General features: G+C 61.6%; 22 protein-coding genes. 14 read left to right on the top strand and 8 right to left on the bottom strand.

Features of this window, described 5'->3' with window-relative positions; translation table 11 throughout:
* Positions 1-112 precede the first annotated feature (112 nt).
* The 5 genes from PhaeoP97_RS10420 to PhaeoP97_RS10400 all read left to right on the top strand — a co-directional run bounded on the left by PhaeoP97_RS10420 (position 113) and on the right by PhaeoP97_RS10400 (position 3,497).
* The gene (locus PhaeoP97_RS10420; RefSeq protein ID WP_072505003.1) at positions 113-715 is read left to right on the top strand and encodes a VOC family protein; all 603 of its coding nucleotides are present in this window, start codon (positions 113-115) and stop codon (positions 713-715) included.
* The gene (locus PhaeoP97_RS10415) at positions 712-1,236 is read left to right on the top strand and encodes a GNAT family N-acetyltransferase (RefSeq protein WP_072505002.1); all 525 of its coding nucleotides are present in this window, start codon (positions 712-714) and stop codon (positions 1,234-1,236) included. The genes PhaeoP97_RS10420 and PhaeoP97_RS10415 overlap by 4 nt, the downstream gene beginning before the upstream one ends.
* Positions 1,237-1,245: 9 nt before the next feature.
* Complete coding sequence (locus PhaeoP97_RS10410; RefSeq protein ID WP_027246949.1) at positions 1,246-1,944, top strand: molecular chaperone DjiA; 699 nt, start codon at positions 1,246-1,248, stop codon at positions 1,942-1,944.
* Positions 1,925-2,920 (top strand): endonuclease/exonuclease/phosphatase family protein, encoded by a 996-nt coding sequence (locus tag PhaeoP97_RS10405; RefSeq protein WP_072505001.1) that lies wholly within the window; start codon positions 1,925-1,927, stop codon positions 2,918-2,920. The genes PhaeoP97_RS10410 and PhaeoP97_RS10405 overlap by 20 nt, the downstream gene beginning before the upstream one ends.
* Before the next feature lie 136 nt (positions 2,921-3,056).
* Positions 3,057-3,497: a hypothetical protein gene (locus tag PhaeoP97_RS10400; protein ID WP_014880457.1), complete on the top strand. Its 441-nt coding sequence runs from the start codon at positions 3,057-3,059 to the stop codon at positions 3,495-3,497.
* A 71-nt stretch (positions 3,498-3,568) separates the two neighbouring features.
* Here PhaeoP97_RS10400 and PhaeoP97_RS10395 read toward each other — a convergent pair whose 3' ends face one another.
* From PhaeoP97_RS10395 to PhaeoP97_RS10385, 3 genes are read right to left on the bottom strand one after another with little or no spacing between them, the layout of a single operon-like run.
* Positions 3,569-5,113 (bottom strand): Ppx/GppA family phosphatase, encoded by a 1,545-nt coding sequence (locus PhaeoP97_RS10395; protein WP_072505000.1) that lies wholly within the window; start codon positions 5,111-5,113, stop codon positions 3,569-3,571.
* Between the two features lie 47 nt (positions 5,114-5,160).
* Positions 5,161-5,943 carry a P-loop NTPase family protein gene (locus tag PhaeoP97_RS10390; RefSeq protein ID WP_072504999.1) on the bottom strand — a complete coding sequence of 261 codons (783 nt, stop codon included), beginning with the start codon at positions 5,941-5,943 and terminating at the stop codon, positions 5,161-5,163.
* Between the two features lie 8 nt (positions 5,944-5,951).
* Positions 5,952-7,019, bottom strand: coding sequence for an AI-2E family transporter (locus tag PhaeoP97_RS10385; RefSeq protein WP_072506416.1), 1,068 nt, complete (start codon positions 7,017-7,019; stop codon positions 5,952-5,954).
* A gap of 195 nt (positions 7,020-7,214) precedes the next feature.
* Between PhaeoP97_RS10385 and proS the strand changes: the two genes are divergently transcribed.
* The 3 genes from proS (at position 7,215) to PhaeoP97_RS10370 (ending at position 10,740) form a co-directional block, all read left to right on the top strand.
* The gene (gene proS / locus PhaeoP97_RS10380) at positions 7,215-8,570 is read left to right on the top strand and encodes a proline--tRNA ligase (RefSeq protein WP_014880453.1); all 1,356 of its coding nucleotides are present in this window, start codon (positions 7,215-7,217) and stop codon (positions 8,568-8,570) included.
* A gap of 171 nt (positions 8,571-8,741) precedes the next feature.
* A complete protein-coding gene (locus PhaeoP97_RS10375; protein ID WP_072504998.1) occupies positions 8,742-10,034 on the top strand; it encodes a lipoprotein-releasing ABC transporter permease subunit in 1,293 nt (430 codons plus the stop codon).
* The gene (locus PhaeoP97_RS10370) at positions 10,027-10,740 is read left to right on the top strand and encodes an ABC transporter ATP-binding protein (RefSeq protein WP_072504997.1); all 714 of its coding nucleotides are present in this window, start codon (positions 10,027-10,029) and stop codon (positions 10,738-10,740) included. The genes PhaeoP97_RS10375 and PhaeoP97_RS10370 overlap by 8 nt, the downstream gene beginning before the upstream one ends.
* 10 nt (positions 10,741-10,750) lie before the next feature.
* Here PhaeoP97_RS10370 and PhaeoP97_RS10365 read toward each other — a convergent pair whose 3' ends face one another.
* From PhaeoP97_RS10365 to PhaeoP97_RS10355, 3 genes are all read right to left on the bottom strand, one after another.
* Positions 10,751-11,437, bottom strand: coding sequence for a hypothetical protein (locus PhaeoP97_RS10365; RefSeq protein ID WP_072504996.1), 687 nt, complete (start codon positions 11,435-11,437; stop codon positions 10,751-10,753).
* 62 nt (positions 11,438-11,499) lie between these two features.
* Positions 11,500-13,566, bottom strand: coding sequence for a molybdopterin-dependent oxidoreductase (locus PhaeoP97_RS10360; RefSeq protein ID WP_072504995.1), 2,067 nt, complete (start codon positions 13,564-13,566; stop codon positions 11,500-11,502).
* A gap of 101 nt (positions 13,567-13,667) precedes the next feature.
* Positions 13,668-14,420 (bottom strand): hypothetical protein, encoded by a 753-nt coding sequence (locus PhaeoP97_RS10355; protein ID WP_072504994.1) that lies wholly within the window; start codon positions 14,418-14,420, stop codon positions 13,668-13,670.
* Between the two features lie 726 nt (positions 14,421-15,146).
* Between PhaeoP97_RS10355 and PhaeoP97_RS10350 the strand changes: the two genes are divergently transcribed.
* A complete protein-coding gene (locus tag PhaeoP97_RS10350) occupies positions 15,147-15,371 on the top strand; it encodes a DUF2188 domain-containing protein (RefSeq protein WP_072504993.1) in 225 nt (74 codons plus the stop codon).
* 6 nt (positions 15,372-15,377) lie between these two features.
* Positions 15,378-16,016, top strand: coding sequence for a hypothetical protein (locus PhaeoP97_RS10345; protein ID WP_072504992.1), 639 nt, complete (start codon positions 15,378-15,380; stop codon positions 16,014-16,016).
* A 12-nt stretch (positions 16,017-16,028) separates the two neighbouring features.
* Here PhaeoP97_RS10345 and parE read toward each other — a convergent pair whose 3' ends face one another.
* Positions 16,029-17,987, bottom strand: coding sequence for a DNA topoisomerase IV subunit B (parE, locus tag PhaeoP97_RS10340; RefSeq protein ID WP_072506415.1), 1,959 nt, complete (start codon positions 17,985-17,987; stop codon positions 16,029-16,031).
* A gap of 358 nt (positions 17,988-18,345) precedes the next feature.
* On the opposite strand from parE, the gene PhaeoP97_RS10335 reads away from it, so the two are divergent.
* Both PhaeoP97_RS10335 and PhaeoP97_RS10330 read left to right on the top strand, forming a co-directional pair.
* Complete coding sequence (locus PhaeoP97_RS10335) at positions 18,346-19,761, top strand: pyridoxal phosphate-dependent decarboxylase family protein (RefSeq protein ID WP_072504991.1); 1,416 nt, start codon at positions 18,346-18,348, stop codon at positions 19,759-19,761.
* Positions 19,762-19,850: 89 nt separating this feature from the next.
* Positions 19,851-20,459 (top strand): peroxidase-related enzyme, encoded by a 609-nt coding sequence (locus PhaeoP97_RS10330; RefSeq protein ID WP_072504990.1) that lies wholly within the window; start codon positions 19,851-19,853, stop codon positions 20,457-20,459.
* 22 nt (positions 20,460-20,481) lie between these two features.
* Here PhaeoP97_RS10330 and PhaeoP97_RS10325 read toward each other — a convergent pair whose 3' ends face one another.
* On the bottom strand, positions 20,482-21,216 hold the full coding sequence (locus PhaeoP97_RS10325; RefSeq protein ID WP_072504989.1) for a DUF2461 domain-containing protein: 735 nt from the start codon (positions 21,214-21,216) through the stop codon (positions 20,482-20,484).
* 170 nt (positions 21,217-21,386) lie between these two features.
* On the opposite strand from PhaeoP97_RS10325, the gene PhaeoP97_RS10320 reads away from it, so the two are divergent.
* Together PhaeoP97_RS10320 and PhaeoP97_RS10315 are read left to right on the top strand one after the other, a co-directional pair.
* A complete protein-coding gene (locus PhaeoP97_RS10320) occupies positions 21,387-22,781 on the top strand; it encodes an MATE family efflux transporter (protein WP_072504988.1) in 1,395 nt (464 codons plus the stop codon).
* A 236-nt stretch (positions 22,782-23,017) separates the two neighbouring features.
* Positions 23,018-24,109, top strand: coding sequence for a hypothetical protein (locus PhaeoP97_RS10315; RefSeq protein WP_072504987.1), 1,092 nt, complete (start codon positions 23,018-23,020; stop codon positions 24,107-24,109).
* Positions 24,110-24,156 lie beyond the last annotated feature (47 nt).

The following is a 24,156-nucleotide window of genomic DNA, read 5'->3' as shown; positions in this document are numbered from 1 at the left end:
GGAGCGGCGCTGTCTACCCCCTCACATGGCTCCAATATTGCCGCTTGCGCCCCGGCGATGTCCGGCTAGTCTCGCGCTGACGCAATCGGCAGTGCCGGAAGGGAGTGACGTCATGGAGCTGGATCATCTTGCGGTGGCCGCAGACACGTTGGACGCGGCGGTTGCCCATGTGGAGGAGAGCCTCGGCGTGCCGATGCAGCCCGGCGGCAGTCATGCGGTCTTTGGCACGCACAACCGGCTCCTTGGCCTTGCCGATGGGCTCTACCTTGAAGCCATTGCGATTGACCCCGCCGCGACACCGCAGCGCAGCCCGCGCTGGTTCGATCTGGATCGCAGGCAGGGGTCTGCGCGGATCACCAACTGGATCTGCCGCTGCGCCGATCTCGCAGCCGCGCTGGCGGCAGCCCCGGAGGGCGCGGGCGAGATTGTCGATCTGCAACGGGGGAATCTCAGCTGGCAGATGGCGGTGCCGGAGGATGGCATCCTGCCCCTCGACAATATGTTCCCGGCGCTGATGCAGTGGCACAGCCCTCATCCCGCCGCCGCGCTGACCCAGCATGGCTGCACCCTGCGCCGTCTGCATCTGTCGCACACGGACAGCACAGCACTGGCGCAGGCGCTGCCGCTGCGTGATGCACGGGTGGAGATCCACCATGGCCCCGCCGCCTTCGAGGCTGAGTTTGACACGCCCCATGGGCCAAGGGTACTGCGATGATCGTCCGGGCGGCCACGGCAGCGGATGCAGAGGCAATCGCCGCGATCACCAACCAGATCATTCGCCACACGCTGATCACCTTCACCACTGCGGAAAAGACCAGCGAACAAGTCAGGGATGAGATCGCCGAGAAAGGCGCATATGTGCAGGTGGCCGAGGAGGCGGGCCAGATCCTCGGCTACATCAGCCTTGGCGCCTTTCGCACCGGCCCCGGCTATGCCCGCACCTGCGAACACGCGATCTATCTGGCTGAAACGGCCCGTGGTCGCGGGGCAGGGCGGGCGCTGATTGCCGCCATTGAGGCGGTTGGGCGTGCCGATGGGGTCCATGTGCTGGTCGCAGGCATCAGTGCCGTGAACGCAGGCGGGTTGGCCTTCCACACCGCCATGGGGTTCGTCGAGGTGGGGCGAATGCCGGAAGTCGGGCATAAGGCCGACCAGTGGCTTGACCTGGTGCTGATGCAGAAAATTCTCTCCCCCAAAGGGGTTGGCCCCGCTGACAGCCCGGTCAAATCAGGGTAGTCTGCCCTTATGTCACTCTGGACCCGCATCACCGAAGCGCTCTCTGCGCTGGCCTCCGGTCAGAGCCTCTCCGAGGTGTTCGACAGCCTGCGCGCACCGCCGGAACGCAGCGTCGCCTTTGCCATTGCGGTGATCGCGCTTGGTGCCAAAATGGCCAAGGCAGACGGGCAGGTTACCCGTGATGAGGTCACCGCCTTTCGCGAGGTGTTTCAGATCGCCGCCGAGGATGAGGTCGGCGCGGCGCGTGTCTTTGACCTCGCGCGGACTGATATCGCGGGCTATCAGGACTATGCCGCCCGCGTTCAGAAGATGTTTGCCAATGATCCCCAGACCCTGTGCGATCTGATGGAGGGGCTGTTTCACATCGCCATGGCGGATGGGTTTTATCATCCGGGCGAAAACGAATTCCTGTCAGAGGTCAGCCGCATCTTCGGCCAGAGCGAGCAGCAGTTCATGGCGCTACGGGCACGGTTTGTCGCTGATGCGCCGCGTGATCCCTTCACGGTGCTGGGCGTGTCCCCGGATATGCCGCGCGATGAGATCCGCAAACACTGGCGCAAACTGGTGCGCGAAACCCATCCTGATTCCATGATGGCGCGTGGTGTGCCCGAGGAGGCGGTGCGCCTTGCGGAAAAGCGGATGATCGACATCAACCGCGCCTGGGATGAAATCAACGGATGCGGTGGCCATGCGGCTCGTCACCTATAACGTTGAGTGGTTCTCCTCGCTGTTCGGTGCGGACGACACGCTGCTGATGGACGGCGGCACATCGGGCCGCCACGGGGTCGACCGCGACAGCCAGACCCGCGCTCTCGCAGAAGTGTTTCAAAGGCTCGATGCCGATGGCATCATGGTGATCGAAGCCCCGGATACCAACAACCGCCGCAAAACCCTGCGCGCGCTGGAGCATTTTGCGCAGGAGGCCGGTCTGCGCAGCACCAAGGCGGTGATCGGCTTTGCCAATGACACCCAGCAGGAGATCGCCTTTCTCTACGATCCGAAGGTGCTGCATGTGGCCCATTCGCCGAGAGAAAGTGCGGCGGCACCGCGGTTTGATAGCGTCTTTCACATTGATCTGGATGTCGATGCGCAGAAAGACGCGGTGCGGTTCTCCAAACCCCCGCTGGAGCTGACCGTAACCACAAACGGGGGCCGCGAGATCTCGCTGATTGGGGCGCATCTCAAATCAAAGGCTCCGCATGGCGCGCGTTCTGATGATCATGCTGTCACCCTGTCGATTGCCAACCGGCGCAAACAGCTGGCACAGGCAATCTGGTTGCGCCGCCGGGTTGAGCAGCTTTTGGCCGAGGGGCGGGACGTTGTGGTGATGGGCGACCTCAACGATGGGCCAGGGCTGGACCAATACGAACAGTTGTTCAACCGCTCCTCGGTTGAGATCGCGATGGAGAGCGATCTTTATGATCCCAACGCCCAGAGCCTGCTGCAACCCCGGCTGCGGGTGATGCCCAGTTCCGCGCGCTTCTATGATAAGGCAAACAAACGCTATTTCAGTGCCTTGCTGGACTATATCATGGTCTCATCCGGGCTGCGCCAACCAGCAGCCAACTGGCGGATCTGGCACCCGTTTGAGGATGCAGCCTGTTATGAGGACGTGGCGCTGCGCGAGGCGTTGCTGGCGGCCTCTGATCATTTCCCGGTCAGCCTTGATCTGGATCTGACGTAACAGCGACCAGCTCCGCCAAGGGCTGCAGCGCATACCGTCGGGTCTGCGCCCTCTTCAATCCTGACGTGTTCTGCCTATATTGACGGCAAGCGATCCCTGCCCATGCCAACCTGTCCATGCCAAAGGGGGCAATACCATGATGCCTAAGTTTCAAATGACACCGCAATTGAGCCGTATCCTTGTGCTTTCAGGACTGTTGATGCTGCCGCTGGCGCCATCCGCGTTGGCGGAAAACGCGCCTGCGTCCGAGGATGAAGGCAGCAGCCTGATGCAGCGCGGGGCAGAGCTGTTCTGGGAAGGGCTGCGTCAGGAGATGGCTCCGGCAATCGACGATCTGCAGGCGTTGGCAGATGACTTCGGGCCAAGCCTGCAAGGGTTCCTGTCTGAGATGGGACCGGCACTGGCCGAAATCGCAGGCAAGGTCGAGGATTGGAGCGTCTATGACCGCCCCGAAATCCTGCCCAATGGCGATATTATCATACGCCGAAAACCCGAAGCCGCGCCGGATGCTACACCAGATGCCACACCCGAGGGGCAGCAGGGTGAGGTGTTGCCCGAGGGGACAACCGACCTCTGAGCGTCGCAGGGCGGCCCGGTCCGGGCGGCCCTGTGCCAAAGATCGGTATCAGATTTGAAAGATGCGGAGGATCACTTGCGGATCTTCACCCGCAGCTCTGCCTCCAGCGAGCGGGCAAGGGAATTCAGCCGTGCCTCGGCCACCTCGCCAAACAGCGGCTCCGCCTCGCGCGGCAGTTCCAGCAGCAGATGTTTCTTGCGTGGCTGCCAGACCAGCTTGCCGATGTCGCCGTCTTTGCTGACCATCAGCATGGCACCAAATCGCATCGCCTTGCCAAGGATCTCGGCCTCTTTCTTGCCGCGCTCATCCAGGAGATCATAGAGGTATTCAAACGCCGTCCCCTGCCGCTTGTTGCGGTAGCGGTGTAGCAGCGCCAGACCCAGAAACACCCGTTCAGAGTGCTTCAGCCCGCCCAGATTGGCGCGGGTGGCATTGTCGAAACAGACCTCGGCGCGGTAGTCGGGGTGGGCGCGCCAGCTGACGTCATGCAACAGGCAAGCGGCCTTGACCAACCGGGTCTTGGCATGATCGGAGGCTTTGAACAGGGGCGACACAAATTCATAGAGCGTGCGGCCAAAGCCGGGGATACGGGCGTCTTTCTTCTCGGCAAAGCGGCTGGCCTCGATCAGCGGGTCCCGGTTGCGCAGACGCTGCGGCATCTGCTCATAGAGCAGCCCCTCGCGAATACCATAGCTGGAGACGGCAATATCCTTGGGTTTGAAAGTCTTAACCAGTCGTGACAGCACATCGGCGGCATAGGGCACCAGCGACATCCGCGCGGTAGAAATGCCGCATTCGCTGCGCAATGCTTCCAGATCTTGGGTCTCGATATAGCGCAGGGTTTCGCGCACCGCCTGCGCATTCATGCGATATTCATGCAGCACCCGCAGCGGGTAGCCCTGTCGCGCCATGTCGATCCGCGCAATCGCCCGCCAGCTGCCGCCAACCAGAAACAGCCGGTCGTTCTGCTGACCCATCTCGCTGCGCAGGCCTTCCATAACGTCGGTGATATGCGCTTTGCGACCCCGCCTGCCGCCGGGAATGTCGCGCAGCTTTAGCGGGCCGAGCGATGAGGTCACGCGTTTGCCGACCTCGCCGTCATGGATCTCTGCCAGCTCCATGGAGGAGCCGCCGATATCGCAGACCAGACCATAAGATCCGGGCCAGCCCAGCAGCACGCCCTGGGCGGACAGGCGCGCCTCTTCCTGACCGTCGATGACATGGATTTTCAGCCCGGTGTCACGCAGCACCTCTTCGCAGAAGTCCTCGCCGTCGCTGGCATCGCGCACCGCGGCGGTCGCCACCACCGACAGCGGCGGCATGTCCATGCCCTCGGCCAGATGCTGAAACCGGCGCAGCGCTGATAACGCGCGTGCGCGCCCTTCGGGGTTCAGGCGACCGGTCTCTGACAGGCCCGCCCCAAGGGCACACATGATTTTTTCATTGTAGAAATAGGCCGGGCTACGGGCGGCGCCGTCGAATATCACCATCCGCACCGAGTTGGAGCCGACGTCAACAACGCCCACCCGTGACAGGGCGCGGACGCCGGGATCGTCAAACAAGGGGCGCTCAAATGGCCCCCAATCGGCGGTGGCAGGTTCCGGTGTCACGTGCATGTTGGCTCCGTTACGTGTCGTCAGGATGGGGGATCGCAGGGCGCGGGTCAATCGCCGGATGTGGCCGGGTCGGCTGCGTCTGCGGCATCTGTTTTCGGATCGGTATCTGCGCTGTCGCCCGCGTCTGCGGATGTTTGTGCCGATGCCGATGCCGGCCGGGCAGGGCGATCGGACATCAGCTCCACCGCGAGCATGCGCGACACCATGCGCCCCTCAGTGAGGGAGAGACGATCCAGCTCCTCCACGATCTGCGAGGCGGCGGCAAAAGAGCGGTCCATATGGGCAACCAGATAGGGGATCACATCGGGTTTCGGGGTGATCTGGCGGTCATTGAACAGCTTGGCCAAAACCACCGACAGCAGGGCGTCATCCGGTGGTTGCAGTTGCGCATGTGGCGCGCCTTCGATCCGGCTTTGCAGATCAGGCAGCGACATGCCCCACAGATGTGGTGCCGCGCGGCCCGTCAGCATCAGGGCGTGCCCATTGGCCAGCACCAGATTGTGCAGGTGAAACAACGCGTCCTGCGCAGGCGCGCTATCGGCAATATCCGGCACATCCTCTACCGCGATCGGCCCATCAGCCAGATGCGGCACATCTTCCTTGGTCAGCTGCCAGGCGGGAATGATCTGCGCGCCCGAATTGCTGGCCCAGACATGTACCAGATGGGTCTTGCCAGAGCGTTTCGGCCCGCTCAACACCAGCTTGCCGCCGGGCCAGGCGAACGAGGGATCCAGCATCGCCACCGCCATCGCATTGGAGGGCGCGACAAAGAAATCGTCCCGCCCAAGCGCCGGTTTCGCCGGGAGATCAAAGCTCAGTTGCTGGGCCATGGAGGGATTCAGTCCGCGTCGTTATGGGCTTTGCCCTGATAGAGTCGGCTGTCCAGATACTGTTCAACAAGGAAACGTGCAATCACCCCAAGTGCGGCGGCAACGGGCACCGCAATCAGCATGCCGACAAAGCCAAACAACGCGCCAAAGACAGACAGGGCCAGCAGCAGCCAGACCGGGTGCAGCCCGACCGAATTGCCCACCAGTTTGGGGGTGAGAAAATTGCCCTCAATCACCTGACCGATGGCAAAGACCCCGGCCACCATACCGATGGACCACCAGTCACCCCAGAACTGAAACAGCGCCAGACCAATGGCCAGCACGCCGCCGATCAGGGCGCCCAGATAGGGAATGAAGGTGACAAGACCAGCGATAAAGCCAACGGCCAGACCAAAGTTCAGTCCGACCAGCATCAGGGCAACGGCGTAATAGGTGCCAAGGATCAGGCAGACGGTGCCCATGCCACGGATGAAGGAGGCCAGCACCTTGTCAATGCGCGCGGCCAGTTCGCGGATGGTGGGGGCGTGGTCGCGTGGCAGCAGCTCATCAATGCGGGCGACCATCCGGTCCCAGTCCAACAGCAGATAGACCGCCACAACCGGGACGATCACAAACAGGATCAGCACATTGACCAGCGACACAGCCGAGCCGACAACGCCTTCCAGCACGCCGATGGCCTTGCTTTGCAGGGTCTGGGCAATGGATACGATGGTCTGTTGCGCGCGGCTGCCCTCGTCAAACAGGGATGGTGCCTGTTGCTGTACAAAGTCCCGCAGGTTCTTGAAGGCCTCCGGCAGCACCTTGGCGAGATCCAGCATCTGGTAGATCAGTGTTGGCACCACCACCAGCAGAATGACGACAAACAGCAGCATCGCAAAAACGGTGATCACCGCAGTGGCTGCCGTCCGGCTGAGGCCCATCGCCTCCAGCCGGTCGGCAATCGGGTCAATCAGATAGGCAATCGCCGCACCCAGCACGAAGGGCAGCAGCACATCGCCAAGCGCCCAAAGCACAACCGCGATAACAACCGCCGCAATGCCCCAGTATTTCATCTGTTTCTGTGCGGGAAGAGCCATGGTTGCGTCCTTGCTGTCAGCCCGAGCCTGCGGCGCGTGTTCGGCCCAAGTCTTCGCCGATGCGCCCCGCTGATGCAACCCGTTGATGTGGCCCGTTGTTGTGGGCTGCAAAAGCTCAGACGACAAAGCGCGATTGCCCCAGACGCGCCGATGGCTTAGACCGCTTGAGAACCCAGATTGATAAATGAGACCGCCATGCGCCTGTCCCGCTATTTCCTGCCTGTTCTCAAAGAGAACCCCTCCGAGGCCCAGATCGTCAGCCACCGCTATATGTTGCGGGCTGGCATGATCAAACAATCCGCCGCCGGGATCTATTCCTGGCTGCCCTTGGGCTTCAAGGTGCTGAAAAAGATCGAAACCATTGTCCACGAAGAGCAGATGCGCGCGGGCCATATCCCGATGCTGATGCCGACGTTGCAATCGGCGGATCTTTGGAAAGAATCCGGTCGCTATGATGATTACGGTCAGGAAATGCTGCGGATCTCTGATCGCCATGGCCGTGACATGCTCTATGGTCCCACCAATGAAGAGCTGATCACCGATATTTTCCGCAGCCATGTCGGCAGCTACAAGGACCTGCCGCTGACGCTCTATCACATCCAGTGGAAATTCCGCGACGAGATCCGCCCGCGTTTCGGCGTGATGCGGGGCCGCGAATTCTACATGAAGGATGGCTATAACTTCGACCTGACCAAAGAGGACGCGCTGCACGCCTATAACCGTCATCTGGTCAGCTATCTGCGTTCATACGAGCGTATGGGGCTTCAGGCGATTCCGATGCGCGCCGATGGCGGGCCTATTGGGGGCGACTATACCCATGAATTCCTGGTTTTGGCCGACACCGGCGAGAGCGAGGTGTTCTATGATAGCGCGGTTACCGATCTGACCTTTGGCGACCGCGCGATTGACTATGACAGTGTTGAGCAGTGTCAGGGCGTGCTGGAGGAGTTTACCTCCAAATATGCCCGCACCGATGAAACCCATGACGAGGCGCTGTTCAATGAGGTGCCGGAAGAGCGTCGCCGCGTGGCGCGCGGGATCGAGGTTGGCCAGATTTTCTACTTTGGCACCAAATATTCCGAAGCACTTGGTGCCAATGTGCAAGGCCCGGATGGCAAGCAGTCGCCGGTCCATATGGGATCGCACGGCATCGGTGTTTCTCGTCTGCTGGGCGCCATTATTGAAGCCAGCCATGATGACAAGGGCATCATCTGGCCCGAAGGTGTGACGCCCTTCCACTGCGGGATCGTGAACCTCAAGCAGGGCGACGATGAGGCGGACGCTGCCTGCGAGAGCCTCTATGAGGCGCTGACAGCCGCCGGGCTGGAGCCGCTCTATGATGATCGCAAGGAACGCGCAGGCGGCAAATTCGCCACCATGGACCTGATCGGTCTGCCCTGGCGCATCACCGTCGGCCCGCGTGGGCTGAAAAACGGCGTGGTCGAACTCACCTCCCGCCGCAGCGGCGAAAGCGAGGAACTCTCGCCCGAGGCAGCGGTGCAGAAGATCGTGGAGATCTACGCCAACCACCAGACCGGTCGCGGGTTCTGAAGCTAAGCTGACATCGCAAAAAAATGGTACAAACGGCCCGCACCCCTATTTTTGGGATGCGGGCCGTTTTCATCTGGAGGTAGCGGGGAAAGCTGCCGGATGTGCAAGCAGATCTTGACCCCGGAGCTCAGGCAGCACAGGTTGCGCTGAACTTTGCCCGGCAGGATCATTATGGCCACACCACTCCCTTTTTCCCGTTTTGAATGGCTGATTGCCTGGCGCTATCTGCGGGCGCGTCGCGCCGAAGGGGGCGTCAGCGTGATGACCTGGATCAGCCTCATCGGCATTGCGCTGGCGGTGTTTGCGCTGATCGCCACATTGGCGGTGCGCACCGGGTTCCGGTCGGAGTTTGTCGGCACCGTTCTGGGGGCAAATGCGCATGTGACGCTCTATTCACATGGCACGGTGACCGAACAGGGCCAGATTGACCGCAAACTGACAGAATATGACGCCCTGGCCGAAGCCGCCGCAGCGGTGCCCGGTGTGATCCGCACCGCGCCGCTGATCAAGGGGCAGGTGATGGCGAGCCTGCGCCAGCGCAGCGCCGGGGTTGAGGTCTTTGGCATCTCAGCCGCCAATATCGCCACCCTGCCGGGCATCGCCCAGAGCGAGGCGGCGATTGGTGACCTGTCGCGGTTTGACGAGGGCGTCGCGCTGGGCTCCGGCGTCGCGCGCGAGTTGGGTGTCAGCGTCGGCGACCGGATCAAGCTGATCTCGCCCAACGGGGTGAAAACCGCCTTTGGCACCAGCCCGCGCGTCAACGCCTATGAGGTGGTCTATATCTTCACCGCCGGGCGCTATGACATCGACCGGACCCGGCTCTACATGCCCTTTGCCGAGGCGCAGAGCTATTTCAATCGCGAAGGCTACGCCGATGAGATCGAGGTGATGGTGGAGGATCCCGAAACCGTGGATCGCATGGTGCTGCCGCTGTTGCAGGCCGGGGATGAGGTTGCCTCGGGTATCGGTGTCTGGACCTGGCGCGATGCCTCTGGCGGGTTCCTGCGCGCGCTGGAGGTCGAGGACAATGTGATGTTTATCATCCTGTCGATCCTGGTGCTGATTGCCACGATGAATATCGTCTCCGGCTTGATTATGCTGGTCAAGAACAAGGGCCGCGACATTGGCATCCTGCGCACCATTGGCCTCAGCGAAGGGTCGGTGATGCGGGTGTTTTTCCTCTGTGGGGCCTGTACTGGCGTTGTGGGCACCCTGTTGGGCGTGATCCTTGGCTGTCTATTCGCGATCTACATTGATCCGATTTTTTCCTTTGTGAACTACGTGATGGGGGGCGGGGTCTGGGATCCGGCGATCCGGGGCATCTATGCGCTTCCCGCCGAGCTGCGGCTGGCGGATGTGCTGTCGGCGGTGGCGCTGTCGCTGACCTTGTCCTTTGTCATCACCATTTTCCCGGCACGGCGCGCGGCGCGGATGAACCCGGTGGAGGCGCTGCGCTATGAATAATTCTGAGGCGCAGGCAGGCGCGCAATCTGCCGTATTGCAGCTGAGCCAGGTCGGCAAATCCTACAACCACGGCCTGCCGACGCAGGTGGATGTGCTGAATGGCATTGATCTGACGGTAAAGCCGGGCGAGATCGTGGCGCTGGTGGCGCCCTCTGGCGCGGGCAAATCCACGCTGCTGCACACGGCAGGCCTGTTGGACACGCCCGATCGCGGCACCGTGCGGATTGCAGGCCAGGATCTGACCGGCAAATCCGAGCGGCGGCGCACGGCGGTGCGGCGGCAGGATGTGGGGTTTGTCTATCAGTTTCATCACCTGCTGGCGGAATTTACCGCGCTTGAAAACATCGTGTTGCCGCAGCTGGCCAATGGCATCAGCCAGGCCAAGGCAGAGGCGCGCGCGCAGGATCTGTTGGCGCGGGTGGGCCTGAAGGACCGCGCCGGGCATCGCCCTGCGGCGATGTCGGGCGGCGAGCAGCAGCGGGTGGCGTTTTGCCGGGCGCTGGCCAATGGGCCGCGTCTTCTGTTGGCGGATGAGCCGACGGGCAATCTGGATCCCGGCACGGCTGATCAGGTCTTTGCCGCGCTGATGGAGCTGGTGGCGGCCACCGGTATGGCAGCGCTTATTGCGACCCATAATCTGGAGCTGGCGCAGCGGATGGACCGGGTGGTGCGGTTGGAGGGCGGACAGCTGCACGCAGGGATGTGAGTGGCGCGGCTCAGGCGCAGATGCCGGTCACATCGACATCTTTCCAAGGCAGGTAAACATCGCTTTCGCGGCTTTGCGGCAGGTCGGAAACCGGCATCGCGCCCTTCAGCATTCCATGCAGCCGCTTGGTGCGCGCGCCGGTTGGGTCCAGCGCGCGACAGCAGACGTATTCCTCAACGATGGCGCCCTGCTGTTCATAGGCAAAGTCGATGAAGCGATCATTGGTTTTCAGATCAAACAGATAGGGGTCGTCGCTCACGCGATGTTCGGCGGCGGCGCGCAGCGGGTGATAGCCGGTCTTGGCGCGTTGCTGCCATTGCCAGACATGGGTCGCCTCATGGGCCAGCAGCATCGCCTCCACCAGATAGAGCCGCTCGGGGTAGGCAGGCATATAATCGTCAATATACCAATCGCGCACGAAAAAGATGCGGTTGAACAGCGCCAGTGCCGCCGGGGAAGAGGTGACGATCTCATCTTTTACGGGGGGCAGGATACGTTCACGGCAGGTCACGCGGGGGCGCGGTTTGCGGCGAAATGTGACCTGCGACAGCGGCGCGCCCTTCACGATGCGCAGGCGATCCATATCCAGTTCCGGTCCGTGGATGCGGGTCAGAAACTGCTGTTCGCCTTCCGACAGTGGGCGTCCGCAGGACAGCAGGGTAAGACAGGCGATGAGCAGAAATAAACGCGCGATCATGGCCCCACCCTAGAGCAAGTTGCGCCGGGGTGGGAACCAGTTTTGTGGGCTTTGATCGCCGATCAGCTGGCGACGGGGCGCAGGTCCACGAAGGTCTCGTTATAGCAGGCGCCATCCTCGGTATCGGTGCGGATATCGGCGGGGATCAGCGCATTCACCGTCAGGCCCGTGGCACTGCTGGCGCGCCAGGTGCCCTTGGGGCTGTAGAGCACGCCAGGGCGGGTGGCATCGCTGATTTTCAGCCGCAGGGTGACGGTGGCTTGGGCGTTGAACACTTCCAGCAATGCGCCGTCGGTGAGGTTGCGACTGGTGGCGTCTTCGGGGTGCATTTCGACCATTTCGGCCCCATCTGAGGGCGGCTGATCGCCAAAGGTGGCATTGGTGCGTTTTGCCGAGGACGGCGTGATCAGCACAAAGGGCGCGCTGCGCGGCACCGGATCATAGCGCGGCACGCCAAAGCCGTAGCGGGCCTCGTAGCCCTCGCTGAACAGCTCAATCTTGCCCGATGTGGTGGCTGGCGCAATCGTATCACAGAGGATCGGCGCGGCGCCTTCTGCGGCGGTGATCTCCAGCGCCCGGTCCAGCGGGATTTCACTGGGGCGGTGGCCCTGGAGCTGGGGGTGATTGCCGTCCAGTGCCTGATCCATCAGCTCCGTATCGCTGGCCTGAAACATCGGATCATCATAGCCGAACCGCGCCGCCAGACGGCGGAAAATCTCGGTATTGGGCAGGCTGTCGCCCACCAGTGGGATCACCGGCGCGGCACGCTGGATGAAGTTCTGGCCATAGGCACCATAGACATCGTCATATTCAAAATGGCTGGCGGCAGGCAGGATCACATCGCACATCCGCATGGAATCGGTCATCGCCACATCGCTGCCCGCGATAAAGATATCCTCCTGGCTCAGCGCCTCAATCAGCCGCGCCTGATCGGGGTGGGTGGCGACCGGGTTGTGGTTGTAGATCATCACCGCCTTCACCGGGATGCGCATGGTGCGATCCAGCAGTTTGCGCGCCACATCGACGATGTTGAACACCCGTGTGTCCGGGTCGATCAGGTGGCTCGCCTGCAAGCGGTCAGTCGTCTTTGGCGCGGCAAGGCCGGGTTTAGCGAGCACACCAGCCCCCAAGCGCCCATGGTGACCTGTCAGCGCCTGAAGCGCCATCGCCGCGCGCAGGCCGGACCCGCCAGAGCGGCCCCGTTCGATGCCGTTGCCAAGCGAGGTGGACATGCAGCGCGCCTGCGCGATCCAATCAGCGAGCTGGTGGAACTGCGCCAGCGGGATGCCGCAGACCTCCGCCACCTGATCGGGGGTATAGCTGCGCGCGGCCGTCAGGTATGGTTCGGACCCCGTGGTCCACTGGGCGATAAACTCATGGTCCAGCGCGCCGCGCCGCTCCAGCTCAGCCGCCAGCGCCATGGCCAGTACAACATCAGTACCTGGCACCGGTTGCAGATGCAGGTCGCAGTGTTCGGCAATCTTGGTGCGTTTGGGGTCGATCACCACCAGCCGTGCGCCCTTGGCGCGGGCGTCCTTCAGCAGCGGCGCCATATGCAGGTTGGAGACGGTGACGTTGTTGCCCCAGACCAGCACCAGATCGGACTGCACCACCTGTTGTGGCGGCATGCCGGGGGCGGGACCGAACAGGCTCTCATAGGCGCCGCCACGCACCGCACCGCAGAGCGGGCCGCGATTGAGCCGGGTTGCGCCCATGTGGTAGAAGAACCGCCGGTCCATCGACCCGCCAGCCAGTTCGCCATGGGGGCCTGCGTAGTTGAAGGGCAGCACCGACTGCGGGCCATGGGCATCAATCGCGCGCATGACGCCTGCATGGATCAGGTCCAGCGCCTCCTCCCAGCTGATCGGCTCATAGCTGCCGCTGCCGCGCGGGCCGCTGCGGCGCAGCGGCTGGGTCAGCCGGTTGGGACCATGCACGAAGCCTGCAAAACTGCGCACCACCTTGTTGCAGATCACCGCATCGGTCAGCGGATTGGCGCGCGATCCGCGCACGGCGGTGACCTCGCCATCGGTGACACTGACGCTGAGGCTGCAGGTGTCGGGGCAATCCAGCGGGCAGACGCTGGGCAGATGGGTTGTCGGGCTATCGGACGGTGGGGTGTCGCGCATGGCTGGGCTCGCAAATCTGGACAGGTCTGTTGCGGTTAGCCTAACGGGTAATGTGACCTTGTCGAAATGGCCAGTTTGGCAGTTTTTGATAAGGCCAGGTTTTAGCGCAGATCCACCACCGATTTGCCCAGCCGGAACGGCGCGGCAAAGGCCACCATGCAGAGCGCGAGGATTTGCAGGACCAGAATATGCGCATTGTCCTGAAGATATTCCCATTCGCTCTTCAGCTGGGTAATCTGCTCAATCAGCGCATCATAGGCGCGCGCCAGGATCAGAAAATCGCCGGCAATGGTCGGCACCTTGCGGCGCAGGCTGTCGACGGCGGCTTCGGTCGGGGTGTCGAGCGCGGTAAAGACGGTGAAGGCGGCGGGATCAAACGCGTCCGCCTTGGCGGCCATCGCCATCATCTCGCTGGTGTTTTCGGCACGGCCAAAGATCAGCTGTAGCCCCTGTAGCGGGGTGACCTGATCAGTCACAGCAATGAACAGCGGCAGCTCGGCATTGCCCGCGGTGGAGGCGGAGAGAAACTCGATCTTATCACATAGGGTTGCGATATCCGCGTCATAGGCCGGATCGCAGAACCGCAGGCGAAAGCGCGCGGCGTCGCGGTCAAAAGAGGCGGTGGCGGCATAGGCAATGTCGATCTGCCGTTCCAGCCGCCCGGTGTCGGCCTTGTAGATGCCCGCCAGCACAGCAACCAGCGCGCCGATGCCGCCCAGAACCACCCAGCCCAGATCCGCCAGCCGCCAGACGCGGTGTCCGGCAGGGTGGCGAAACAGCAGTGCCGTGCCAAGGCTGCCCGCGCCGAAACACAGGAGGATCAGCAGCAGCTGATTGTCGGCGATCATCATCATAGCGGCGGCTCCTGCTGGTCAGTACGGGGCGGGTTGGTCCTGGTCGGGTTGGCATTACCAAGCTCTTGGGAAGTGTAGAAAGACCAGCGCCTTGCAGGCAAGCGCTATCACCGCGCGGCCCGAGGTGCCTAGGGGCGCGGCTGGGGTCTGTCCTGATTGTGATGTGCCCCGCGTGGTGGGGCGGGGTCTTGGCCGTTGCTGCGGGCAGCAAAGAGCTGGCGGCGCCGCCAAGGGCCCAATGTGTCCACTGGGGCCAAAGGCGGAGGGTGGGATGGGGATTGCCCATCTTCGCGAGATATCTGCGAACCGCCCCGGTTGGTGGTCGGGGCGTCCTGATCTCCAAGTGATGGGGCGGGGTGTCAGACCGCCCCGGATGTCGCGACCGGATCAGTCTGGCAGAACAGGTTTAAACGGAGGTGGCGGCGGCGTGCGGTGGGGGCGCAACGGGGCGGTGAGGGGGAGCGTTTGAGGGGCGGACGGGCGGAGCCCTTCGCTGCTACCGGTGCCTTGGGAGGTAACGGCGTCGGCGTGCCCCCTTTGGACGTGGCGCGTAGCGGCACGGCCCGCGCCTGACCTTCCCGTCATGCCGGAGGCATGCTTTCAGCAAGGCGAAGGCGCTTCACGCCTCCCCAAGGTCAGGCGCGGGCCTTGTGGTGTGGGAGGAGAGCCAATTGAAACTAAGTACCAAATTGCCTATCCTGTGCGTGTGCAGTTGGAGAAAGAATCATGGCTCATAAGAGCTTCCACGTAACACCCAAAGACGGAAAGTGGGCCGTAAGGTCCTCCGGGTCTTCGCGGGCCGCGCGTGTTGTTAATACGCAAAAGGAAGCGATCGACATTGCTCGTGAAAAAGCTAAGCGCGATGGATCTGAGCTGTATGTCCATGGTCGGAATGGCCGAATTCGAGAAAGAAGTACTTACGGCAAGGATCCCTATCCCCCTAAGGGTTAATTAGGTTTGGCTGATTTTAATTCATCCGTTTTTATAAATTGCCCTTTTGATGAAGATTTTGCTCCATTACTGGAAGCGATGATTTTTTGTGTGATCCGGGCTGAACTTACCCCAAGGCTTGCTTCAGAACGCCTAGAGGCTGGCGAGAGCCGTTTGGAGAAAATCTTGCAATTGATTGAAGATTGCAGATACTCGATACATGATCTCAGCAGAGCGGTGGCAAAGAAAAAGGGCGAAGCCCTGAGAATGAATATGCCGTTTGAGCTTGGCTTGGATATGGGGCGCCGACGTGCGCCCGATCCAGAGACTAACGATAAGCTGTTTTTGATCTTTGAAGACAAGCCCTATGAATTGAAAAGATGCTTGTCAGATTTGAATGGTGTGGACGTAGAGTTTCACAGGTGTAACTTTCAGCTTGTCATCAAAAAACTCAGGAACTTTCTGCGTGTTGAAGCCGGGTGCAATCTTCCCGGGGCTTCGGCGTTGGAGGGCGAATACTATACTTTTCAAGCTTGGATGACTGAAAAGAAAATTTATGAAGGCCACACTGAGGTTGAAGCTACAGAGCTTCCAACTCAGGAACGCCTTGATGAAATGCAGGCCTGGATGCAGCTAGGCCGTCCTAGCGAGTTTGTAGCGCCCTAGCTTGCTTCTTATTCAAACATCCAGCTCCTCAACGAACTTCGCGTTCTCCTGGATATACTGGTAGCGCAGCTCGGGTTTCTTGCCCATCAGCTGTTCGACCAGCTCGCCGGTCTCGCCGGGTTCGTCCTCGTCGATGGTGACGCGGATCAGCTTGCGGGTGGTCGGGTCCATCGTGGTCTCTTTCAGGTCCTTGGCGTCCATTTCGCCAAGACCCTTGAAGCGGCTCACATCAATCTTGCCTTTGCCGCCCAGACCCTTTTCCAGCCAGAGATCACGCTCGGCCTCGTCCAGGCAGTAAACGCGGCGCGCGCCCTGAGTCAGGCGGAACAGCGGCGGGCAGGCCAGATACAGGTGGCCGCCGTCAATCAGCGGGCGCATCTGGGTGAAGAAGAAGGTCATCAGGAGGGACGCGATATGGGCGCCGTCGACGTCCGCATCGGTCATGATGATGATCTTGTCATAGCGCAGATCGTCGAGGTTGAACTTGGTGCCGGTTCCGACGCCAAGCGCCTCGCAGAGGTCGCGGATTTCGGCGTTGGTGCCGATCTTGTTGGAGGCCGCCCCCAGCACGTTCAGGATCTTACCCTTGAGCGGGAGCAGCGCCTGATTGACCCGGTTGCGCGCGCCCTTGCCGGAGCCGCCGGCCGAGTCGCCCTCGACGATGAACAATTCGGTGCCGGCGCGGTCCTTGGAGGTACAGTCGGTCAGCTTGCCGGGCAGGCGCAGTTTCTTGGTGGCGGATTTGCGCTGGGTCTCTTTCTCCTGCTTGCGGCGCAGGCGTTCCTCGGCGCGCAGAACAAGAAAGTCGAGGATGGCGCCGGCCGATTTGGTGTCGGCGGCCAGCCAGTTGTCGAAATGGTCGCGCACCGAGTTTTCAACCATTTTGGCGGCGATTTCGGTCGACAGGCGGTCCTTGGTCTGGCCCACAAAAGCCGGGTCGGCGATAAAGCAGGAGACCAGCGCGCAACCGCCCGCCATCAGGTCCTCGCGGGTGATGCTGGCGGCCTTCTTGTTGCCGACAAGTTCGCCGTAGGCCTTGATTCCCTTGAGGATTGCGGCCCAGAAACCCGCAACATGGGTGCCGCCCTCGGGCGTGGGGACGGTGTTACAATAGGACTGGGTGAAGCCGTCGCGCGAGGGCGTCCAGTTGATCGCCCATTCGACATAACCCGGCGCGTTGAATTTTTCGCGGAACTCAACCTTACCGGCAAAGGGCTGCTCGGCGTAGACAGAGGATTTGCCAAGCACCTCGGTCAAATAATCCTTAAGGCCGCCGGGGAAGTGGAAGGTGGCCTCCGTCGGGGTCTCATTGTCGTCGATTTCCGATTTCCAGCGGATTTCGACGCCGGAGAACAGATAGGCCTTGGAGCGCACGAGGGTGAACAGGCGCTTGGGCTTGAACCGGTGCGAGCCGAAGATCTGCTCATCCGCGTGGAAGGTCACGAAGGTGCCGCGCTTGTTCGGGGCAGCGCCGATTTTTTCCACCGGGCCCTGCGGGATGCCGCGCGAGAAACGCTGCTCAAACAGCTCTTTGTTCTTGGCCACCTGCACCACCATCAGATCCGATAGCGCGTTCACCACCGAGGAGCCAACACCGTGCAGACCCCCAGAGGTCTGATAGGCCTTGCCAGAGAATTTGCCGCCCGCGTGGAGTGTACACAGGATCACCTCAAGCGCGGATTTATCCGGGAACTTGGGGTGCGGATCAATCGGGATGCCGCGGCCGTTGTCAGAGATGGTGACGGAGTGGTCGGCATGCAGCGTTACCTCGATCCGGTTGGCGTGACCGGCGACGGCCTCGTCCATGGAGTTGTCGAGGATTTCGGCGACCATATGGTGCAGCGCGCGTTCATCCGTGCCGCCGATATACATGCCAGGGCGCTGGCGGACCGGTTCGAGGCCTTCCAGGACCTCAATCGAGGAGGCGTCGTAGGTATCGGATGCAGGCGTGCTGAGAAGGTCGTCGGCCATGGGCGGGTGCTGCTCTTGCTTGGTTTTGGTTAAGGCCATTATGGCAGGTGTGACGGTGCTGCGAAAGAGGCGGAAACAGGGGCGATGGTTGCCGGGTTCCTGGGATGTGGGCATCGGCGAGTCGGTCTGTGGATGGCTTTGTGGATAGCCCTGTGAGCAGACCTGTGAATAGAGCTGTGCACAGTCTGTGGACCCTTATGAGCGGGATTGTGGGTTGTTTGTGTACAGAATGTGGATAGACCGCACGCCACCGTGAAGAGCCGCGACCACGCGACGGGAGATTGCAGGGATTAACCCCGTGCGATGCGGCGACGGGCAGGCTACACCGGTGCCAGCAAACGCAAAGAGGAGCGCGCGGATGGCAGGGCACGGACTGGATCCTGAAGACTGGGGGGAAACGCGGGCTGAGGCGCATCGTATGCTGGAGGCCGCGCTGGATCAGATCCAGCAGGCGGCAAAGCGGCCCTGGCAACCGGTGCCGGAGGATCTGGATGCGCGTTATGCGGTTGCGGCGGCGGCGCGCGGGCCGCAGGCGGTGGTGGATCAGATTATCACGGATGTGTTGCCCAATCATGGTGGCAATATCCACCCGCGGTTCTGGGGCTGGGTGCAGGGCACGGGGTTGGCCAGTGACGTGATTGCCGCGATGGCGGCAGCGGCGGTCAATGCCAACCTTGGCGGTCGCGATCACGGGGCCAATCGGATGGAGCGCGCGGTGATAGATTGGACCCGCGCCAAGATGGGCCTGCCCGAGGGGGCCAGCGGCGTTCTGACCAGCGGCACCTCGCAGGCGACAGTTATTGCCTTTCAGGCGGCGCGGCTGCGGGTGCTGCCGGATCTGCGCAGATCCGGTCAGGGAGCTGTGCGGTTGACGGCCTACGCGGGCGAGGGCGTGCATAATGCCACGATGAAGGGGATGGAGCTGCTGGGCATTGGCTCGGACAATTTGCGCAAGGTGCCTTTGGTACAGGGGCAGATGGATTGTACCGCACTGGCGGAGATGGTCACAGCGGACCGCTCAGCCGGGGCGCTGCCCTTTCTGGTGGTCGGCACGGCGGGATCGGTGGATCTGGGGCTGTTTGACGATCTGAACGCGCTGGCGGATGCGGCGGCGGCGCTGGGGCTGTGGCTGCATGTGGATGGGGCGTTTGGCGCCTGGACACGGATTGCGGATGAGCCGTACCGGTCTTTGTCCGACGGGATCGGGCGGGCTGACAGTATCGCTCTGGATTTTCACAAGTGGATGTATGTGGGCTACGACTGCGGCATGGCGCTGTTGCGCAATGAGGATGAGCACCGGGCAGCCTTTGCCGCGCGGCCATCCTATCTGGAGGGGGCCGAGCGTGGGCTGGCAGGTGGCGAGCCTTGGTTCTGCGACTACGGCATTGATCTCAGCCGGGGCAATCGGGCGTTGAAGGTCTGGACCGCATTAGAAACCTATGGCGAGGCAGCATTCTGCGAGGCGATCACTGGCAATTGTGCGCTCGCGGCAGCGATGGCCGCCGCAGTTGAGGCGCAGCCGTTGATGGCGCTCGGCGCGCCAGTGGTGTCCAATATCTGCGTGTTCACGGCGCGCAGTGATCTGGCGCCAGAGACGCAATCGCAGGTGAACGCGGAGATTGCCCAGACCCTGCAGGAAAGCGGTGAGGCGGTGTTTTCCACCACGCGGGGGGATGGTCGCGTGCTGCTGCGCGCCGCGATCACCAATCACCGCAGCCGTGCAGAGGATATACAGGCCGCGATTGAGGCCGTGGCACGGGAGGCGATGCGCTAGGGCCGGGTGGGCTGGACCTTGGGTCGCTTTGCATCTTCCCTTTAGATCACAAGCCGCTACTCTTCGCGCAGACCAAACGGGAGAGAACGATGGCCTGGATCAAAACCATTCCATTTGCCGAGGCCACCGGCAAATTGAAAAAGCTATATGACCGGGTGACCGGGCCGGATGGCAATGTCGACAACATCATGATGGCGCATTCGCTGCGCCCGCATTCGATGGAAGGACATATGGCGCTTTATAAGGCGGTTCTGCATCACAGTGGCAACAGCCTGCCGAAATGGTATCTGGAGGTACTGGGCGTCTGGGTGTCGTCGCTGAATGACTGCGCCTACTGCGTGGAGCATCATTTTTCTGGTCTGCAACGGTTGCTGAAGGATGCGCCGCGCGGCGATGCCATTCGCGCCGCAATCGAGGCCCGCAATCCAGAGCACGCACCGCTGGACATGGCGCAGCGCGCAGGCATGGCCTATGCGCGCAAGCTGACGGAATCCCCGGCAGCCCTGATCGAGGCCGATATCAACGCGCTGCGTGTCGCCGGGCTGGGGGATGCTGAAATTCTGGAGATCAATCAGGTCACTGCCTATTTTTCTTACGCCAACCGCACGGTGCTGGGGCTGGGCTGTTCGATCAAGGGCGATGTGCTGGGGCTAAGCCCCAATAACAGTGACAACCCGGATGATTGGGGACACAGCTGATCGGGTCTGAAGCGCGTCTCGCCTAGTCCGAACACGTGTCTGTCAGGATCGGGCGCAGCAGGGTGAACAGCGGCTCCAGCATCAGGGCAGCGCTACAGACTGCCCCCATCGGGGTCATCTGTGGTGCTCCGTCCAGCGGCTGCCAAAGCGTCAGCGACTTGCGCCGTAACAGATCGGCATGGGGGTGGCCCGCGCCATGGGGGGCGGGCACGCGTTTCAGTTCTGCCGGTTTTGGCTGCAACCCTTTGAGCGCGAGAATATCCAGCAGGGCCGCCAATTCATCCGCAAGCCCGCTGTCGCTTGCCGGGCTGTGGCCCGCGACCGGATCCAGACCGCCGGTGGGATAGCTGCGGGTCATTGGCTGACCTGCAATGGCCGCGCGCCACCGCGGCAACTGATCGCGTGAAAACTGCATGACACCCCCACCCAGGGTGACCCTTGTGGCGGTAACTGCGAAGTAAAGCCCGGCACCGGGGGTAGCGGGCAGCGACCACAACAGATGTAGATGGGTATGATATGGCGTCTTGTCGGTGCCAAAGCGCAGATCGCGCTGGGGGCGAAACAGCTTGCCGGTGATGCCGGGGTGATGCGGGCCCAGATACTCGCTGACCGCGCGCAACAGCGCCTCAGCCGGGTGACGCAGCAGCTGATCATAGCGGCCCTGATGATCCTTGAACCAGTCGCGGTTGTTGTTCTGCACCAGCTCCGCAAGGAAGGTTTGTGCGTTTGGGATCAATTGATCTGCGGCGTCGGACATGCTGGCGCTCCCTTGTGGACTGTGCGGTGCAGGGGCAGCCTACCACACCCGTGGCAGAGGACGCGGGGAGAATGGCGAGCGATCCCGCAATAGCGGTGGGCCGGGACCGGAACGCAACCAACGGCGAAATCAGGCTTGCCGGGACGTCGCCCGCTGCCTAAGGCTAGTGTATGACACAGAGATTGCCGCCGCCCGCTCCGAATACGATCCTTGGCCACAGCCGCGCGATTGCGGTGCTTGGTCTGCCGCTGATTGGCGGCCATGTGGCGCAGTTTGCCATTGGTTTGACTGATACGGTGATGCTGGGCTGGTACGGGGTGGAGGCGTTGGCGGCAGTGACGCTGGGCTCCACCTATTTCTTTACGATCTTTCTGCTCGGATCTGGCTTTGCCTTTGCGGTGATGCCGATGGTTGCGGCAGCGGCAGGTGCGGGCGAAGAGCGTCAGATCCGGCGGTGTACCCGGATGGGGCTGTGGCTGTCGCTGGCCTATGGCGTGCTGGTGATGCCGTTGCTGTGGTGGTCCGAGGCGATCCTGCTGATGCTGGGACAAGAGCCTGATGTGGCACATGCGGCGGCGGAATACCTGCGCATCGCGGGATGGGCGCTGTTCCCGGCGCTGCTGTATATGGTGCTGAAATCCTATCTCGCGGCGCTGGAGCGGACCCAGATCGTGCTTTGGGTGTCGGTGCTGGCCGCAGGGGTCAATGCGCTGGTCAACTACGTGCTGATCTTTGGCAATTGGGGGGCACCGGAACTGGGCGTCACCGGTGCGGCGCTGGCGTCATTGGCGACCAACATCTTTGCCTGCCTGGTGGTGCTGGGCTACGCGCTGAAAGTGCTGCCGGAGCATGAACTGTTGAAGAATTTCCATCGCCCGGATTGGGAGATGCTGGGCCGGGTCTTGCGGATGGGCGGGCCGATTGGCCTGACCAATCTGAGCGAAACTAGCCTGTTTGCCGCATCGGCCATGATGATGGGGTGGATCGGCACCGTGGCCCTGGCAGCGCATGGGATTGCGCTGTCGCTGGGGGGGCTGGCGTTCATGATGCATCTGGGGCTGTCCAATGCCGCAACCATTCGGGCGGGCAACGCCTTTGGCCGGCGGGACCGGGATCACATGGCGCGGGGGGCGCTTGTGGTTATGGCGATGTCGCTGGGGCTGTCGGTGCTGGGCATGGTCCTGTTCCTGACCATGCCAGAGGCGTTGATTTCGCTGTTTCTGGCCCCGGATGATCCGCAGCGCGTAGAAATCCTGCTGATCGGAACAGCCTTGCTGGCGGCGGCCGCGCTGTTTCAGCTGATGGATGGGATGCAGGTCGTCGCACTGGGGCTGTTGCGCGGGGTGCAGGACACTGGCGTGCCGATGGTCATTGCTGCGCTCAGCTATTGGGCCGTGGGCATCCCGGCATCTTATCTGCTGGGATTTACCTTTGGCTTTGGTGGGCTTGGTGTCTGGTTTGGACTGGTAATCGGCCTGTCCGTTGCGGGGCTGTTTCTGATGATCCGGTTCTGGCGTCGCTCGATCAAGCTGGTCGGTACGTCGAAAACCGCCGCCGCGCGGTAGCGGTCAGCGCATCGGGCCGCTGTGCTATGGAGGCGCGAGCCCCCTTTGCCATCGCGCCGGTATTTTGCGCTAAGGTTTGCGAGGAGACCTGTGGGCGCCCTATGTACTGAATGTCGGAAGTGCGGGACGGAGCGGCCGTTCGAGTTTCTTATGCCAATATCCGCTCTTGGGTTGCAGCATAAGGGATGTTACCTCGTCAAAGGCGGCTCCACTCCGCTGGTTAACTGGAGAACTGAATGCCAAGGCCTCCTGAATACTGCGATTTATTCACCTATCGCAAAAGGTCTGTCGTTCCTGAAAATGTGCAGGAGCTTGCTCGCGAATTAGGGGTATCGTTTCAAAGGAAGAAGGTATCGGCGGAGCTTGTATCGGCGTTCAGAAGCGCTTTGCAAAACTTGCCCGCAGAATCTGTACCGCGTGGCGCATCTGAAATCAGAGAGATTGCTCAGATGAACATGGCTTATGGTCACAGAGAACCAATTGGGCTTGGCACAAGATTCTTGCAGGCCCTTGGTCTAAATCACAAGAACGGGGACACTTTGCTGCAAGATCATCCTGACTTGGGTTGGCTTCTCATGTTTCATGGCAGCGGATATGTGCGTCAGGCTGCCATGGAAGCTCTCACTACCTCACCGAGTTGCCCGTTTGAAGTCGCGGCGGTTGTTTACCGCCTGAACGACTGGGTTCGCAACGTGCGAACGGCATCGACGACGTACGGGAGAGAATTTCTAGTAACCGCGAGCGCAGAAGCCATAAGCGAAAGCGCATTTTTTCTACTTCCTCAGATGAACTTTCTGAGCAGATGGGATGATCAGGCACTTTCGGTCCTTCAGGATAGCATCTATCGCACAGAAGTGCTGGACGAGATGCGAGAGCAGTTTCTTGCGCCTCGTCGCGGCAAGGTTGGACAGAGCCTAAGGCTAATTCTTCAACGGGCTGATTTTGACATTCACCTTGAGAACCTGGCCTTGGATGCACGGCTTCCAACTGTACGAGCAATTGCCGTCGAGACCCTTCTTATGGGGCGGGCTCGGTGGTTTGTGGGATATCGCCGAGAGTGGGTGAACAAGGTCTACGGGATCACACGGCGCGTTGCAGAGTTTGAAACCCGCAACATTGAGATTGATTTTGAAGTCGAGGAGATTCTGGGGGCTGCTGCGCGAGATAAGTCTTCATTGGTACGAAGGATTGCGGCTGATTTACTGATCTCAAAACGGGAACAATTGACGGCTGAAATGGCCGAATTGTCCGATGTCCTTCGAAACGACAAGAGTTCGGCTGTCCGTTCCAGAATCGATTTTCTCGACAGAACGATCGCGAGTGCCTGACTGAGGAAAGCCGACATTCGCCATCATGCAGCAACTTGGTAGGTAAG

The organism is Phaeobacter porticola, from assembly GCF_001888185.1.
GTDB lineage: Bacteria > Pseudomonadota > Alphaproteobacteria > Rhodobacterales > Rhodobacteraceae > Phaeobacter > Phaeobacter porticola.
Note: the sequence above shows the minus strand (reverse complement) of the source record. Positions and strands in the feature narration are given on the sequence as shown.